Here is a 16,029-nt window from a genome sequence, read left to right as displayed (position 1 = left end):
CCGTGACCGAGCCATCGCATGTCGTGCTCAATGAGGTGGTCCGTCGTTACGAAGGGCCGCCCGCAATACACGCCCTCGGCTCGATCGATCTGGTGCTGCGCCGCGGCGAGTTCTTCTCCGTCGTTGGGCCATCGGGCTGCGGCAAATCGACCTTGCTCGATGTGCTCTGCGGACTTGTTCGCCCGACGAGTGGCAGCGTGCAGTTCGAGGGCAGGGAGCTCCGCGGTGAAGTTCCGGACGGCATCGGTGTCGTGTTCCAGGAAGATTCGAGCATGCCATGGCTGAGCGTCCGCCAGAATGTCGCTTTCGGTCTGCGCACCTCCGAGCTGTCGCAAAAGGAGATCACGGAGCGCGTTGATCATGCCGTCAGCTTCATGGGGCTGGCTCAGTTTTCTGGTCATTATCCGGCGCAGCTCTCCGGTGGCATGCGGCAGCGGGTCTGCATCGCGCGGACACTGGTGCTGCGGCCGCGCCTGATCCTGCTCGACGAGCCCTTCGGTGCGCTCGACCAGCAGACACGGCTGCTGATGGGCGACGAACTGCTGCGGCTCTGGCGCGAGACCGGCGCCACCGTGATGCTCATCACCCATGCCCTGGACGAGGCGGCGATGCTGTCGGATCGTGTCGGCGTCATGAGTGCGCGGCCGGGCCGCTTCATCGACATGGTCGAGACCGGTTGGCCGCGCGATCGCGACAGCCGTATCGTCTCGGATGCGACATTCGGCACGGTGACCGCGCGTTTGTGGTCGTCGCTCCGCGCGGAATCCCTCAAGACGATGGGCCGGGCGGCGTGACGCGGCGGCGCGCCGCTCTCTTTGTCCGCATCGCCGTATTGGCGGGATTGGCAGTGTTGCTCGAAATCTGCTGCCGCACCGGCATCATCGATCCATTGACCATCATCCCTCCCAGCGAGATGATCGTCTCGATGGTCGATCACATCGGCTCGGGCGAGTTCAACGAGAGCATCGTGAATACGTTCTCGACCATCCTTCTCGCCTTCGTGCTGGCGATCGGCTGCGGCACCCTGGCAGGTGCGCTGGTCCACCGCTCGTCGCGGTTGCGCGATGTCGCCGATCCCTTGCTGGCATCGTACTACTCGGTGCCGACCTTCATCTTCTACCCGCTGCTGGTGGCGCTGCTTGGTCTCGGCAAGGCCCCGCTGGTGGTGCTGGGGGTGCTCTCCGCCGCGCCAGCCGTCATGATCAGCACGCTCTCGGGACTCGATGGCGTTTCGCCGGCATTGATGAAAATCGCGCGCGTCCACCGGCTGAGCCCGGCACGGACACTTTGGTGGATCGTGTTGCCTGCCGCCCTGCCGCGCCTGTTCACCGGTTTCAAGCTGGCGCTGAGCTATGCATTGATCGGCGTCATCGCCGGCGAATTCATCCTTTCCGGCTCCGGGCTCGGTTATGCCATTTCCTTCGCTTACCAAAGCTTCGACAACCGTGCCATGTACGGTCTGATGCTGTTCGTGCTGCTGGTTGCGGTCATAGCCAACGGAATTCTCTACGTCTGGGAGGAACGGCTGGCGCGCCGCCGTTCATCAGGATGAGCGATATTTCCCTTGAAAACGCCCTGTCCACGCCCACGTCGCGGCGGCGCATCCGTGCATTCGACGCTGTCGTGATGACCCTGCTGATGCTGGCGCTCTGGCAGGCGATCGGCAGCTGGACGAAAGGCGTTGCGGTTTCTCCGCCCCTGCAGACCTTTGTGTATCTCTTCGGTCTTCTCCGCACCGGGATGTTTTGGGATCATGCCGCCGCGACCCTGGCTGCGTTTCTGCTGGCCTTTGGGCTGTCGGCGCTGATCGGCCTGGCGCTGGGCCTGATCTTCGGGATCAGGCGCTTCGCCGGAGAGGTCGCGGAGCCCATGCTCGCGGGCTTCTACACCATCCCGAAGGTCACGCTCTATCCGGTCGTGCTACTGGTCTTCGGCCTCGGCATGTCGGCCAAGGTCGCCTTCGGGGTCATGCATGGCCTGGTGCCGATGACCCTGTTCACGCTCGGCGCGGTGCGTAATCTGCCCCCCGTGCTGATCCGGACCGCCAAGGTATTGCGGCTTTCGCCCGGCCGCACCATGCTCTGGATTTTGGTGCCCGCCTGCCTGCCGGATATAGTCAATGGTCTGCGGATCAGCTTTTCGCTAAGCCTGCTCGGCGTATTGATTGGTGAGATGTTCTCGTCGCAACGCGGTCTCGGTTTCCTGCTGGTCAACGGCATGGCGCAGCACAACGTGCCGCTATCGACCGCCGTCGTCACGGTGATCGTCGTGGTGGCGATCGCGGCCAACACGTTGATGTTGCGTGTCGGCGGGCGGACCGCGCGCCGCCCGAACCCTTGACCGGGCAGCCGAACAGGTCGCGGCAGGAGAAACAACATGGCAAGACCGACTACGATCCTCAAGACGATATTCGCCCGGCGCGACGCGACGATCCTCGCCGGCGCCGCGAACGGCTTGTTCGCCCGGATCATCGAGGACATCGGCTATGAAGCCGTCTATGTCACGGGAGCCGGCGTTGCGAACATGTATCTCGGCGCGCCCGATATCGGGTTGACGACGCTGACAGAAATAGCAGGCCACGTCTCGGCGATCGCCGATGCCGTGGCGCTGCCGCTGCTGGTCGATGCCGATACCGGATTCGGAAATCCGGTCAACATGGTACGCACCGTGAAGGTGCTGGAAAGGGCGGGCGCGGCCGGGCTTCAGATCGAGGACCAGGTGTTTCCGAAAAAATGCGGCCATTTCGACGGCAAGGAGGTCGTGCCACTGGAAGAGATGCTGGCCAAGATCAAGGCCGCCGTCGACACCCGCCGCGACGGCGACCTCCAGATCGTGGCGCGCACCGACGCGCGCGCGATCCTCGGTCTGCAGGCGGCGATCGACCGGGCCGGCGCCATGATCGAGGCCGGCGCCGACGTGACCTTCGTCGAGGCACCCACTTCGGCCGAGGAGCTGGCTCGGATCGCCGGGGCGCTCTCTGTGCCGCAGGTCGCCAACATGGTGTTCGGCGGCCTCACCCCGGAATTGGGACAGCAAAAATTTGCCGAACTCGGCTTCGGATGCGTGCTCTACGCGAACGCAGCTTTGCAGGCGGCGCTCAAGGCCTCCCATGACGTGCTGGTGGCGCTGAAACAGGAGGGCTCACTCGCCTCCGTCGCCGGCCTGCTTGCTGGCTTCGACGTAAGACAGCGGGCCGTTGGGAAACCCAAATACGACGAACTCGAGCGCCGCTATCGTTGATGATAGCGGCAGACCTGCGCCGAATGTTTGGTGCGAACGGACATGCACTTGCCCGCCATTTCCGCAACGCTTCGCCAGGTCGGTGATTACGGCGCCTGCGAGGGGGTCGCCGGGTTGCGCAATCGGCGGTCCTGCGCGAGCAGCAGGGTGTTCACCGTTGCCGCCACCAGCACCAGCAGCAGCGTGACCGACATGATCACCTGGATGTTCTGCAAGCCGATGGCTGTCATCAGGAGATAGCCGAGGCCACGCTGGGAGCCGAACATCTCGCCGAGAATGGTGCCGATCAGGGTGAGCGAGAAGCCGATGCGGATGCCGGAGAAGATATCCGGCAAAGCCGCCGGCAGCAGCACCGAGCGGATCGTGTCCCAGCGCGTCAGCCGCATCGCCGCCGCGGCCCGGAACAGGATCGGTGGCACGTTGCTGCAGGCGGTCAGCGTGAAGATCGCTACCGGCACCACGCCATGGATCGCGCCAAAGGCAATCTTGGCCGGCATGCCGATGCCGAAGATCAGCAATACGATTGGATAGAGCGCGATTTTAGGCACCGAATTGCCGGCGAGCAGAAATGGCTCGAACACTTCCGCAGCCATCCGGTTCAACCCGAGCGCCAGACCGATCGCCAATCCTGCCACCACAGAAATCGCCAGCGCGATGACAAAGGCCGTTCCGGTCTCGGCGATATGGCCCCAGAACCGCGCCGTTTGTAACAAACCGGCGAGATAGAGAATGGTTTCGAGCGGAGGCAGCAAGGCATCCCGACCGACCAGCCAGAACGCGATCTGCCAGAGGCACAATAGCCCAATCACCAGAAACAGCGACGGATGGGCATAGATGGTCCGGCGCATCATCCGTGCCCCCGCCGCGCTCGCAAGCGCCATTCCCAGCGGTCCAGACTCATGTTGACCGTGATCGCGATCAGCAGGATCAACAGAATCAACGGATACATCACGTTGTTGTCGAGATTGTCGTAGGCAAAGCGGATCTCGTAGCCGAGCCCGGTGCCGGACATGATGAACTCCGCCCCGATGACCCCGATGAAGGCATAGGCGACGGCGAGCTTCACCCCGGTGAACAGATAGGGGGCTGCATAAGGCAGCGTCACGCTGCGGACGGTCTCCACCGGCCCGAGTTGCAGCACAAGCGCCGTCTTGCCGAGCACGGGGGGAACGCTGTCGAGCCCCGCCAGCGTTGAGACAATCATCGACACTACCGCCAGCATGAAGCCGATCAGCACCTGCGGCGCGTCACCGAGACCAAACACGACAATGAACAGTGGATAGAACGCGTAGATCGGAATCGCGTAGTAGGTAGAGAACAGCGGCTCCAGCAGCGCACGCAGCAGGCGGGCGCGATGAATGGCAGCCCCTGTGGTAATTCCGACCACCACCGACAGCACGAACGCCAGGCCGACATTGGTCAGCGTCTTCAGAATCGCCGCGTTGAATGTACCTTTCTCAATCACCGCCCACAGTCCAAGCAGGATTTGGCTCGGCGCCGGCAGGGTCAGCGGCGTGATGAACCGATCGCGACAGAGGATTTCCAGCAACGCCAACGGCAGCAGCACCGCCAACAGCCGGTAGAGGGCAATGCGCATGCTAGACGGCCTCCGGCCGCAGCGCCTGCATCGACTGCGCGCGCAGCAACGTCCACAGCCTGGCGGTGATCGCGCCGAATTCCGGAACGGAGACGATCTGGCTATCGCGTTCACGCGGCCAGCCGGTCTCGATCACCTCCAGGATCCGTCCGGGCCGGGCCGACATCACCGCCACCCGGTCTGCCAGCATCGCCGCCTCATCGAGCGCATGGGTGATCAGCAGCACCGTGGCTCCGGTGGCGCGCCAGATGCGGAGAAGCTCGTCGCCCATCAGGAGACGGGTCTGCTGGTCGAGCGCGCCAAAGGGTTCGTCGAGCAGAATCAGCCGTGGCTGCATCACCAGCGTGCGGGCGATGCAGACACGCTGACGCATGCCGCCGGAGAGCTGGGACGGAAAGGCATGCGCGAAGTCCTGCAAGCCCATCAACTGCAGGGCGTATTGCAACCGCTGCTCGATTTCCGTCTTGTCGACCGGCTGCCGGCGCAGTCCGAAGGTGATGTTGTCGGCGACGTTGAGCCAGGGGAAACAGGCATTCTCCTGGAACACGACGCCGACGCCGTCCGGCACGGTGTTCCCGATCGGCCGTCCCTCGAACGTCACCGCGCCCTGGGATGGCGGGGTCAGCGCGGCGATGACGTCGAGCAATGTCGACTTGCCGCAACCGGATGGACCGACCACGGCAAAGAACTCACCCCTCCGCAGGTCGATATCGATTGGTCCCAAGGCGTGGGTGCGACCAAGCCCGGAAACGAAGACCTTGGTGACGCCGCGCAGCGAGACATGGATTGGAGACTGAGGGTCCACCAGTCGTCTTTCCTAGTAGTCTTTCCTGAGATCGTCGGCGAGAAAGCTGCGGTCGATCATCTTGCCCCAGTCCGGCGTGCCGGAATATGCCCCGACGCCACGCTGGGCGGCGATCATGGCGTCCATGCCCTTGATGTCGAAGCGCCCAACTCCCCAGTACGGGAGTGTGGCGCCAGGTGCCATGGTGGTGAGATTGCGCACCGCTTGCCGGGCAATGGCGGGGTCGAGGTCATAGACCCTGGCAACGATATCGCCGGCTTCGTCGGGGTGGGCATACATGAACTCGACCGCCTTGCGCCGTGCCCGCAGCACGGCCCGCAGGAAATCGCCATGCTCGGCCATCGCCTTGCCGGTGGCGACGCCGATCACATTGCACAGCGGCGGCAATGCGTCGGCGGCGCGGACGACGGTGCGCAGCTTGGCGCTGTTCTTCGACCACACCGGATCGGCCAGGGTGGCAACCTCGATGGCGCCGAGATTGAGGGCTACCACCTGCTCGCCAAAGCCGCCGACCTTGACCGGTTCGACGTCCGCCTGGGTCAGCCCGATGGTCTGCACCAGCAGGATGTTGAGCGCCTGGCTGGTCGAGCGTGGGTTGGTGTAGCCGATCTTGCGGCCCTTGAAATCCTTCAGGCTTTTGATCGGCGAATCCGGCTTCACCGCCCAGACGAATTCGCCGACCGTGAGCACGTTGTCGCTGATGATGTGCAGATCATTGCCCTGCTCGATGGCGGCCACGGTGCCGGCGAGATCGACCTCGCCATAATCGAGATTGCCGCCGAGCAGGTTGCGGATCGTGGTGCCGCCGCCGCTGGAGGAGAGGATGCCGGAGACGTCCGCGCCTTCATCCCTAAAGAAGCCCTTTTCCATCGCAACCGCGTAGGGCATGCCATTGGCGGCGACGCCGTAATTGCTCACCACAATCTGCGCGGCCCGCGCCGCGCCGGTGAATGCCAGGCCGGCGAGGGCTGCCGCCAATATCAGGCTCCGCGGCATTGTTGTCATCACGCGCTTCTCCCCATATTGGCCACCTCTGGGGGCCTTATTGTTGTGGCAAACCTAGCCCACGCTTCCCGCCCAGGCCTAGAACAAAGTTGCGGGCCGGGCCCGCCGGGCGGAGGCATTTGGCGCCGGTATCACTGCGACACCGGCGAGTGATATTTCTTCAGCGCGGTTTCTATCAACCTGTTGTCGTAGGTCAGGCTGAAATCGATCTTCGCCTGTCGCAGGGCCGGATCGAGCACCGCTATGGAATCGAGCACGTTCTTGGCGGCTTCCGGCGTGATGAAGCCATCCCATTGGAACGCGGAAATATTTTTCTCCAGCGACTCCCGATAGAGCGCCTCATCGCTCTTGTAATAGGCGGGGGGCAGGGACTTGATGATGTCATCGATCGACGCGGTTTTCAGCCATTGCATGGCGTGGACAACGGCGTTGGTGATGGCCTGGGAGGTATTGGGATTGGCCTTCAGAAATTCATTCTTCACGAACAGGCAATCGGCAAGATACTCGCCGCCGAAGGCCGCCATGGTGCCTTCCGCGGTTCGGCTGTCGGAGAGGATGACGGCATCTCCGCCATCCAAAAGCGCGTTGATCGCCGGATCGAGGTTGACAAGGGCGTCGAGTTCGCCGCCCGTCTTCATTGCCGCGACCGCGCTCGGGCCGGTGCCGATGGAGACATAGCTGGCGTCCTTCCAGGACACACCGGCCCGTTCCATCAATCCTGCGACAAAATTGTGCGTGGAGGACCCGGGCGCCGAGACGCCGATCTTCTTGCCCTTGAGGTCGGCAATTTTCCTGATCTGGTCGGCGAGCGATTTCCGCACCACCAGGACGTTGCCTGGATAGCGTCCGTAGGCCACCAGACAGGTAAGATTGACCCCCTTGGTCTGCATGCGCAGCGTATGCTCGTAGGCGCCTTCCGCCACATCCGCTCCGCCCGCAACCAGGCTCTGCAGCGCCGCCGTTCCCGACGCGAAAGCCGTGGAATCGATGGTCAGTCCCTCCTGTTCGAAGTATTTGCGGTTGAGCGCCACGAAGTAGGCGACCTTGTTCATCTGGCTGATAGAACCGCCGACCGATATCGCGATATTCTTTTTCTCGAGTGCGGCATTTTTCGCCATCGCCGTGCCGTTTGCCGCCAACGCCAGCAAGCCGGCCACCCAAATCGTCAAGAATGGTTTCATCATTTCCTCCCTCCGTCGCATCGATTGACGTCGATCGGTTTCTGGTTTCGACGTGTCTCGGGGCGACGCCGCCTTTGGCGGTCTTGTTATGGATTGTCGGGCATCTCCTGGCCGTTATGGCCAGGTTCGTACTCGGCTTGTTCGCTTACAGCGGCTCGTTCCTGAGAATGTCCTGCAGCACCTCGCGGGGAACGCGAATGTCCAGGCCGGCGCGTTCTTCCTGGATCAGCATGGCGGCGCGGGAATCCCGTTTTCCCCATCCCTTGTTCAGCGCCTCGGTCATTTCGGCCAAGGTCATGTTGGCGAAGCGCATCGGCACATCGTTTTCACGGCCGAGCGCGGTGGCCAACGATACGTCCTTGTGAGCCAGTTCCAGGGCAAACGCCGGCGTGTCGAATTCATGCGGCAGAAATTGATCCGCCATGCGGTCGACGGCGCGCTGGCGGCCAAGCGACCCCTGCCGGATCGCGCCGAACAAGGCGACGGGATCGACGCCAGCCTTGACCCCCAGCGTGAAGGCTTCGGCCAGAACCATCTGGATACCATAATTGGCGCAGTTGTGGACGAGCTTGGCGACCGAGGCATTGCCGCTCGGCCCGAGATAGCGCACCTGATCGCCGAGCAAATCGAGGATTGGTTTGCAGGTATCGAAGGTCGCGCGTTCTCCGCTGACCCAGATCGCCAGCTTGCGGGAGGCCGCACCCTTGGGCCCGCCGCTGACGGGAGCATCGAGCATGGAAACGCCGATGGTGGCCAAATCGGACGACAGCTTGCGGACGAGTGCCGGAGAATTGGTCGAAAGATCGATATAGGCCGCGCCGGTCGAAAATCCGGCCCGCAGACCATCCGCTCCTGCCATGATCGCCTCGATCTCCGCAGGGCCAGGTAGCGCCGTGAAAACGATGTCCGACCCTGCCGCGAGGCCCTTGGCGGTTTCAGCCCAGATTGCGCCCTTCGCGACGGCGGCGCCGGCGGATTCGCGGCGTCGGGTCAGCACCAGAAGCCTGTGCCCTGCCTCCAGCAGGTGACCCGCCATCGGGCCTCCCATGGCGCCCAGTCCTGCAAAGCCTATCTTCATCATGCTCTCCCTCGCGGCGTCCGGCTCAGATCCGGCATTTCGTTTTCCACGGCAGCTCAGGCGTTGGGTGGCTCATCCAGCCGCACGACGATGCCGTCGAGCTCAGGGCGAGGCGCCTTGTAACGTTTCATCACCAGAGGATCGTGGCCGGGAACGATGTGTTGGGGCGAAGGGGCGGCGGCGTGAAGCCTGTCGAAGCCTTCAAGCATGCCGCCGATATGAAAGGCCGTTACATACGGCTTGTACGCTTCCATATTCTCGTAAAAATGCGTGACATCGGAGGCCAGAACGACCCATCCGCGCCGCGTGTGCACGCGCACGAATTGCAGGCCCGCCGAATGGCCCGGCGCCGGATGGATCGTGATCCCCGGCGAAAGCTCGGCCACCCCATCGTAGAAATTGACCCGGCCGGCGTAATTGGCGCGGACCATGCCGACGACGTCTTCGATCTCGTAGGAATGCTGCAGCTTCTTGTACCGCATGTAGCGGCCGACGGCGTAATGCAGCTCGCTTTCCTGCAGGTGGAAAGTCGCCGCCGGGAGCTTGTCGAAATTGCCGACATGATCGTAATGCAGGTGGGTCAGGATGACATCGGCGACCTTCGCCGGATCGAGGCCTACCAGCTTCAGCGATTCAATCGGACAACGCAGATAGTCGCGCTTGCGCTTGGCGGCGATCTCGGCGGTGAAGCCGGTATCGATGACGTAGCTGCGATCCGGTCCAATCGCGGCCCAGACGTAGTAATCGAGCGGCATCGGGCCGTCATGGGGATCTCCGCCGACGAAATTGTCCGATCGCTTCGACGCCCGCGTCGCGTAGCGGATGGCATAGACTTCATAATTTGGAAGATCAGACATGGTGCACTCGTTCAGGAACGGATGAGGTTGCGCCGGAAAGTTTCGGCGTATTCCGAAATGCCCGCTTCGAGCGGCCATTTCGGCGACCAGTCAAGCAGGCGCTTCGCGGCAGTTACATCGAGCGAAGCCCGCATCTTGACGTTCTGTTCTTCCAGCGGCGTCAGCGCGTCGCCGATCTCGATGTCGGCCCCCGGGATCGCGTCGCGAACGATGCTGGCAACCTCGGCGGCGGTTCGGGCCCGGCCACTGGCGATGTTGATGACCCGTTGCTCGCCGGCGGCCCATCGCGGCGCCAGCAGCGCCGCGATAATTCCGTCGGCGCAGTCCAAAGCGTGGGTGTAGTCACGCTTCATTCGACCGCCGGTGGCAAAACGGGTCGGGCGCCTGAGCACCGCGTTCTCGACCATCGGCTTGATATACATCGGGCTGCGCATGCCGAAGCCGTAGATGGCGGTGACGCGCAAGCTGAGGAAATCGAGTTCCTGGAAGCTCGCATAGGCAAGGCCGATGGCTTCGGCGGCCATTTTTGACGTGCCGTAATGCCCGGCAGGATTGCCCTCCCGAATCGAAAATGCCGGATCGCTCTCCACCAGGCTGCTGCCGGAGCCTTTGTGATAGGCGGCATTGCTGGATACCAGGACGACGCGCCGCATCCGCAATTGCCGCGCGACCTCGCAGACATTCACCAGTCCCATGACGTTGGTCTGGTAGGTCGCAACCGGCTGTTGCAGCGACACTTCAAGGCCGACGATTCCCGCGGTGTGGATGATCGCGTCGATCTTCTCGCTGCGGCAGACATCGACAAGCCGGGCGATATCGTTGATCTGGCCCGCCCTGAACCTGGCCCCGATATCCGGTGAAACCGCCAGCGTGTCCGCGCCCGGCGGCGCGACGTCATACGCGAACCCCTCGTGTCCCTGCCTTCCCAGCGCCGCCATGACGTAGCCGCCAAGAAACCCAGCTCCCCCAGTCACCAAGACATTCATCGGCATCTATTCGTACCATTGCTCGCAGAGCGACACTTTGAAAGGTGTGAGGCGCATGGCTCAGTGGGCAGCCGTCCGTTCCGCCAGCATCACGCTCATCAAGGCGACCGCGTGTTCGCTCTTCGACCTGGAGTGCACATCCGCGGCCTCGCGGCCAAACTTGCGAAGCAGGCCGAGCGCTTTCGGATCGAATACGGCCATCTTGGCGGCAACCTCGATTGCCCGCTTCAAGCTGGTGCCGGTCGGCACGATCTCGGTGAGAATGCCGGCATCGGCTGCCTCCTTCGCCGAGATCTGCCGGCTGGTGACGGCGAGTTCGAAGGCGCGCTTGTAGGGGACAAAACGGAACAGGTAGGAAAAAACGATCAAGGGCGGCAATCCGTGGGACATCTCCGGAAGCGAGAAGACAGCGTCTTCCGCCGCGATCGCGTAATCAGCCTGGGTGGTAATTCCGAAAGCAAATCCGAACGCATGGCCTTCGACCGCCACGATCAAGGGCACGCTGAGCGCATTGAGGGCACTATTGACCTTCAGGATTGCATTCAGATCCTCGGCGACTTCGGAGGCGCGCGTCAGACCCTTGGCGCCGATGCGACCACCGCAAAAAGTATTGCCGCGGCCGGTGATGACCAGCGCCCGCAAATCCTTGTCCGAGGCGCAGATCGTCAGGACCGCAGCAAGATCGAGCAGATCCTGCGTGTACACGAAATTGCCCGCATCATGGCCCGCCAGGGTGATGACCGAAACGCCCTTGCCGCGGGCATCGATCTCGATTGCCATAGCGCATCCTCCGTTTGAATTTTTGCTTGGGCTCTGCCGATCTCACTAAGACCGCGAAGCCGGGCGGGAACATGTTCGTATTATAATATGTCAGTCAGTTTGTCGTGCCGATACTTTAATACCGGTTGACCGGCAGAACCATGATCTCGGCAATTTGTACGTGCGGCGGCTGTTCGAGCGCGAACGCAATCACCCGCGCGACGTCCTCCGGATCGAGCGCGATCTTGAACTGATCGAAATAGGCATTTTCTTTGGCTTGATCGCCGCGGTAGCGGGTGACGATGATGCCGGTGCGGGTCAGGCCGGGCAGGATTTCCGTCACCCGGATAGCGGTCTCGCTGAGTTCGCCCCGGATGGTTTCCGTGAACATGCGTACGCCGGCCTTGCTGGCCGAGTAGGCGGCCATGTCGGGCACAATTCGCACCGCGTTGATCGAGCTGACGTTGACGATGTGGCCCGCATTGCGCGCGACCATCGCCGGCAGCACAGCGCGGGTGACGCGCATCGTGCCGATCAGGTTGGTGCGGATGATGTCGGTCCAGTCATCGGGCGAACCCTGGTCGAACCGCGTGCGCCCGCCGATGTCGTGTCCGGCATTGTTGATCAGCACGTCGACGGGCCGGAATGCTTCCGGGACCTGATCGAGCAGGCGGTCGACGGCGGCATGGTCGGTAATGTCGAGCAGGACCGGATGGGCCATGGCGCCGAGTTCGGCCGCGAACCGATTGAGTGAACCCTCGTTTCTGTCGACCAGCACGACCCGGCGCCCGGCGGCCACGGCCGCGCGTGCGATCGCCTGACCGAGGCCTCCTGCCGCACCCGTCAGAAGAACGGTTCCCCTTTTCGTAATGGACATTATGATCTCCCCGATACGCTTTTTGGCGTTTGCCCGACGCGGGAGGCGCGGGAGCGAAAAGCTGCCAGATGCCGGGGACCGTGTCCGCAGTCGTCCGCGTGCTATCTGTTATGTTGAAAACGTGGGCATCGGACGTGTCCGCGCGGATGGATCGGGATGGATCTCAAGCAGCTCAAGGCTTTCGCAACGCTGGCCGAATTCGGCTCGTTCTCCCGCGCGGGCGCGGTGCTGTCGGTGGCGCAGCCGGTGTTGAGCCGGCAGATCAAGGCGCTCGAACAGGAGCTCGGCATCGAGCTTTTCTATCGTAACGGGCGCGGCATTGTTTTGACCGAAGCGGGCAAGCTGCTTCACAGCTATGCTGGCGGCGTGCTCGATACCGTAACTCGCGCGACGTCGGAGGTCATGGCGTTGCGGTCGTCGCCGCGCGGGACCATCGCGATCGGCATGCCGCCCTCGGTCGGATCGATCCTGACGGTGCCGCTGGTGCAATGCTTTCGATCGGAATTTCCGCTGATCTCGATGCGGGTGGTGGAGGGGTTCAGCGGTCATCTGTTGGAATGGCTGATCACCGGCAAGATCGACGTGGCGGTGCTCTACAACGCGCCGCGCATCAGCAATCTGAGCTCGGAGCCGCTGCTTCAGGAGGAGATCAGTCTGCTGGGGGCGGTGAACGATCCGGCCGGGCTGGCCGCGGGGCCGGTGCCGGCGTCGCGCCTTGTCGAGCTGGCGATGATTCTGCCGAGCCGTCCGCATGGCCTGCGGCTGGTGGTCGATGCGCTGCTCGGCGAGGCGGCGATCGAACCGCGCGTCGTGCTTGAAGTCGACGCCATGCCGTCGACCTTAAGTCTCGTTGAGCGCGGCATTGGCTATACTCTGCTGTCGTACGGGCCCGCGCGCCATCTGATCGAGGCGGGCCGGCTCAAGAGCTGGTCGATTGTCGATCCGGTCCTGACGCGGCAACTGATCCTGGCGACTTCCAGCCAGCGGCCGACCACCACCGCCACGCGTGCGCTGGCCAAGATGGTACGTCGTCAGGTCCAAGAGCTCGTTCAGCAGGGCCTGTGGCTGTCTCCGGACGGAAGGAAACAACCGCCGCTCGTTCGCGGCGATGCAGCATCGCCCGCCGCGCGCAGGAAAGCTGTTATTCCCTAAACGGCGATGCTCTCCTTCGAGGGAGCCGCTAGCTTTCCGTCCGAACAGCCGGACCGGCGATCAAGACCGGACGACGACAACGGAGGATATGCGATGGCGGGTGAGCTTCTCGGATTTATCGGCATTGGCCGCATGGGAGGCCCGATGGCGTCGCGGCTGCTCGATGCCGGCTACTCGCTCTGCGTCTACGACAAGCAGCCGGAGGCCACCGCTGATCTGGTTGCGCGCGGTGCACGATTGGCCCGCTCCGCCGGCGAGGTGGCGTCGACCGCCGAAATCGTGCTCCTGAGCCTGCCGACGCCGGACATCGTCAAGGCGGTGACGCTCGGCGAGAACGGCGTCGGTGTCGGTAATCGCGTGCGGACGGTGATCGACCTTTCCACCACCGGACCGGGCGTCGCGACCATCGTCGCCAAGGGCCTGGGCGAGCGGCAGATCACGCTGATCGATTCCCCCGTCAGCGGCGGCATCACCGGCGCCAAGGCCGGTACGCTGGCGGTGATGGTGTCGGGCCCGCGCGATGTCTATGACGCGAAGGTCGAGCCGATCCTCAAGCATTTCGGCAAGCTGTTCTATACCGGCGACAAGCCGGGACTCGCGCAGACCGCCAAGCTCGTCAACAACCTGCTTGCGGCGGCGGCCCTGGTGATCTCGTCGGAGGGCATGGCGATGGGGGTCAAGGCCGGTCTTGATCCGAAAGTGCTGCTCGATATCATCAACGTCAGTTCCGGCCGCAACAGCGCGACACAGGACAAGTTTCCGCGCGCGGTGCTGCCGGGTACCTTCGATTTCGGCTTCGCGACCGCGCTGTCCTACAAGGATGTCCGGCTCTGTCTCGACGAGGCGGAAGCGATGGGAATACCGATGATCATGGGCGCGGTGGTGCGTCAGATCCTGGCATTGACGCAGGCCAAATACGGACCGGATTCGGATTTCACCTCGATCGCAAAACTGTCGGAGGAATGGGCGGGCGTCCAGATCCGGGGATAGCCGAACGCTGGATGTGAGTGACAGGAGAAGCCCCATGGCCACCACCGCGCTTCCGGATCATCGGCAGGTCTCGGTCGCGCGCGCCATGGTGCGCACGGCACGCGCGGTCGATCTGTCGCAGCTGTCGGCGCCGGCACAAGCCAAGCTCAAGATGTGCCTGCTCGACTTTCTGTCCTGCGCCTTCGAGGCGCGCGACCTGCCGACCAGCCGGCAGGCCATCGCAGTCGCCGCCAAACTGACGTCGGGGTCGGCTATCGTCGGGTCCGCGATCGTCACGTCGGCGGCCGATGCAAGCTTCGCCAACGCCACGCTCGGGCATGGCCTGGTCCGCGAGGACATGCATGCGGGCAGTATCGCCCACCATGGCGTGGTGATCTGGCCGGTTCTGCTGGCGCTTGCACAACGCACCCCGGTGTCCGGCGCGCGGCTATTGTGTGCGGCGGCGATCGGGTACGAGGTCGGCGGTCGTGTCGGGCGGGCGCTGATGACGACCGCGCTGGCGCAGCTATTCCGGCCCACCGGCATCCTCGGCCCGCTGGCCGGCGCCATGGCCGGCAGTGTTTTGCTTGGTCTTGACGAGGATGCATCGGTCGCGGCGCTGGCGCTCGCCGCCAACACCTCGTCCGGCCTCAACCAATGGCCGCATGAAGGCGGCAGCGACATGTATTTCCATCCCGGCTTTGCCGCGCGCAGCGCCGTTACCGCGATCGAGCTTGCCGAAGCCGGGGCGCAGGGGTCCGAACACATCATTGAAGGCCCGGCCGGACTGTTCGCGGCGTTCGGACGCGTGCGTTCGCCGGACACGATCGCGTTGTTTCCGGCGGGCAGCGAAGAGATCCTGGCGGTCTACAACAAGCCCGTTCCAGCTTGCAATTTCGCCCAGACCGCCTGCCAGGCGGCGATCCGCGTCGCCCAGGAGATCGACAGCGTCGCGGCCATCGACGCCATCACCGTGCATCTTCCGGACGCCGCCATCGACTATCCCGGCTGCGATTTTCCGGGGCCGTACCGGCACGCGCTGCAGGCCAAGATGAGCATCCAATATGGGGTTGCGGCGGCGCTGGTTCGCAAATCGGTCGCGGAAGAAAACTATCGCCGGCTCGATGATCCGGCGGTGCTGCGGCTCGCCGCCCTGATGCGGTTGAAGCGCGACAGCGATTTCACCGCCGCCTTCCCGGCTGCCCAGGGCGCCGAGGTCGAGGTCGGCCTTTCGACCGGCGCACGGATCAGCCGGAGAATCTCCGACGTCGTCGCGGCGACGGAAAGCGAGATCCGCGCGCGTTTCCGCGCCGCCGCAAGCGAGGTGATCGGCGTGGAGCGGGCGGATGCCGTGGAGGAGATGATCGACGGTCTGGAGCGGTTCGCTCATGCCGGTCGCCTTGCCGAGCTTTGCACGCCGGCAGGCCGCAAAGGCAAATCGCGCGCCGTGGCGTCACGGGCCAGAGCGGCGCGGTGATGGCTGAACAACATTAAAAAAACGAGCGCAAGGCTCGAAGCGAACG

General features: G+C 63.6%; 17 protein-coding genes. 7 read left to right on the top strand and 10 right to left on the bottom strand.

Translation table 11 applies throughout. From position 1 onward, the window contains the following. The first annotated feature begins 2 nt into the window (after nt 1-2). The 4 genes from E8A46_RS12245 to E8A46_RS12230 are packed head-to-tail and all read left to right on the top strand — an operon-like array spanning nt 3 to nt 3,240. Nucleotides 3-794: an ABC transporter ATP-binding protein gene (locus E8A46_RS12245; RefSeq protein WP_291560863.1), complete on the top strand. Its 792-nt coding sequence runs from the start codon at nt 3-5 to the stop codon at nt 792-794. 53 nt (nt 795-847) lie between these two features. After that, a complete protein-coding gene (locus E8A46_RS12240) occupies nt 848-1,552 on the top strand; it encodes an ABC transporter permease subunit (RefSeq protein ID WP_291560861.1) in 705 nt (234 codons plus the stop codon). Further along, nucleotides 1,549-2,340: an ABC transporter permease subunit gene (locus E8A46_RS12235; protein WP_291560859.1), complete on the top strand. Its 792-nt coding sequence runs from the start codon at nt 1,549-1,551 to the stop codon at nt 2,338-2,340. The genes E8A46_RS12240 and E8A46_RS12235 overlap by 4 nt, the downstream gene beginning before the upstream one ends. Nucleotides 2,341-2,376: 36 nt before the next feature. After that, nucleotides 2,377-3,240, top strand: coding sequence for an oxaloacetate decarboxylase (locus E8A46_RS12230; RefSeq protein ID WP_291560857.1), 864 nt, complete (start codon nt 2,377-2,379; stop codon nt 3,238-3,240). Between the two features lie 86 nt (nt 3,241-3,326). Here the strand turns inward: E8A46_RS12230 and E8A46_RS12225 are convergent, their stop codons facing one another. The 10 genes from E8A46_RS12225 to E8A46_RS12180 form a co-directional block, all read right to left on the bottom strand. Beyond that, nucleotides 3,327-4,091, bottom strand: coding sequence for an ABC transporter permease subunit (locus tag E8A46_RS12225; RefSeq protein WP_291560855.1), 765 nt, complete (start codon nt 4,089-4,091; stop codon nt 3,327-3,329). Further along, on the bottom strand, nt 4,088-4,837 hold the full coding sequence (locus E8A46_RS12220) for an ABC transporter permease subunit (RefSeq protein WP_291560853.1): 750 nt from the start codon (nt 4,835-4,837) through the stop codon (nt 4,088-4,090). The genes E8A46_RS12225 and E8A46_RS12220 overlap by 4 nt, the downstream gene beginning before the upstream one ends. A 1-nt stretch (nt 4,838) precedes the next feature. Beyond that, nucleotides 4,839-5,642: an ABC transporter ATP-binding protein gene (locus E8A46_RS12215; protein ID WP_291560851.1), complete on the bottom strand. Its 804-nt coding sequence runs from the start codon at nt 5,640-5,642 to the stop codon at nt 4,839-4,841. A gap of 12 nt (nt 5,643-5,654) precedes the next feature. Then, nucleotides 5,655-6,647, bottom strand: a complete 993-nt coding sequence (locus E8A46_RS12210; protein ID WP_291560927.1) for an ABC transporter substrate-binding protein — start codon at nt 6,645-6,647, stop codon at nt 5,655-5,657. A gap of 131 nt (nt 6,648-6,778) precedes the next feature. Next, nucleotides 6,779-7,828, bottom strand: coding sequence for an ABC transporter substrate-binding protein (locus tag E8A46_RS12205; protein ID WP_291560848.1), 1,050 nt, complete (start codon nt 7,826-7,828; stop codon nt 6,779-6,781). Nucleotides 7,829-7,973: 145 nt separating this feature from the next. Beyond that, nucleotides 7,974-8,906 carry an NAD(P)-dependent oxidoreductase gene (locus E8A46_RS12200; RefSeq protein ID WP_291560845.1) on the bottom strand — a complete coding sequence of 311 codons (933 nt, stop codon included), beginning with the start codon at nt 8,904-8,906 and terminating at the stop codon, nt 7,974-7,976. 56 nt (nt 8,907-8,962) lie between these two features. Further along, complete coding sequence (locus E8A46_RS12195) at nt 8,963-9,763, bottom strand: N-acyl homoserine lactonase family protein (protein WP_291560843.1); 801 nt, start codon at nt 9,761-9,763, stop codon at nt 8,963-8,965. Between the two features lie 11 nt (nt 9,764-9,774). Next, a complete protein-coding gene (locus E8A46_RS12190; protein ID WP_291560841.1) occupies nt 9,775-10,749 on the bottom strand; it encodes an NAD(P)-dependent oxidoreductase in 975 nt (324 codons plus the stop codon). Nucleotides 10,750-10,809: 60 nt separating this feature from the next. Further along, the gene (locus E8A46_RS12185; protein ID WP_291560840.1) at nt 10,810-11,529 is read right to left on the bottom strand and encodes an enoyl-CoA hydratase/isomerase family protein; all 720 of its coding nucleotides are present in this window, start codon (nt 11,527-11,529) and stop codon (nt 10,810-10,812) included. Nucleotides 11,530-11,644: 115 nt separating this feature from the next. After that, entirely contained in the window at nt 11,645-12,385 is a 741-nt protein-coding gene (locus E8A46_RS12180) for an SDR family oxidoreductase (protein ID WP_291560838.1), read from the bottom strand. A 156-nt stretch (nt 12,386-12,541) separates the two neighbouring features. Between E8A46_RS12180 and E8A46_RS12175 the strand changes: the two genes are divergently transcribed. The 3 genes from E8A46_RS12175 to E8A46_RS12165 are packed head-to-tail and all read left to right on the top strand — an operon-like array spanning nt 12,542 to nt 15,983. Continuing rightward, nucleotides 12,542-13,537, top strand: a complete 996-nt coding sequence (locus E8A46_RS12175; protein WP_291560836.1) for a LysR substrate-binding domain-containing protein — start codon at nt 12,542-12,544, stop codon at nt 13,535-13,537. A gap of 6 nt (nt 13,538-13,543) precedes the next feature. Then, nucleotides 13,544-14,527 carry an NAD(P)-dependent oxidoreductase gene (locus E8A46_RS12170; protein WP_291560833.1) on the top strand — a complete coding sequence of 328 codons (984 nt, stop codon included), beginning with the start codon at nt 13,544-13,546 and terminating at the stop codon, nt 14,525-14,527. Between the two features lie 34 nt (nt 14,528-14,561). Next, nucleotides 14,562-15,983 carry an MmgE/PrpD family protein gene (locus E8A46_RS12165; RefSeq protein ID WP_291560831.1) on the top strand — a complete coding sequence of 474 codons (1,422 nt, stop codon included), beginning with the start codon at nt 14,562-14,564 and terminating at the stop codon, nt 15,981-15,983. Nucleotides 15,984-16,029 lie beyond the last annotated feature (46 nt).

The organism is Bradyrhizobium sp. (genome assembly GCF_004799445.1).
Lineage (GTDB): Bacteria > Pseudomonadota > Alphaproteobacteria > Rhizobiales > Xanthobacteraceae > Bradyrhizobium.
Note: the sequence above shows the minus strand (reverse complement) of the source record. Positions and strands in the feature narration are given on the sequence as shown.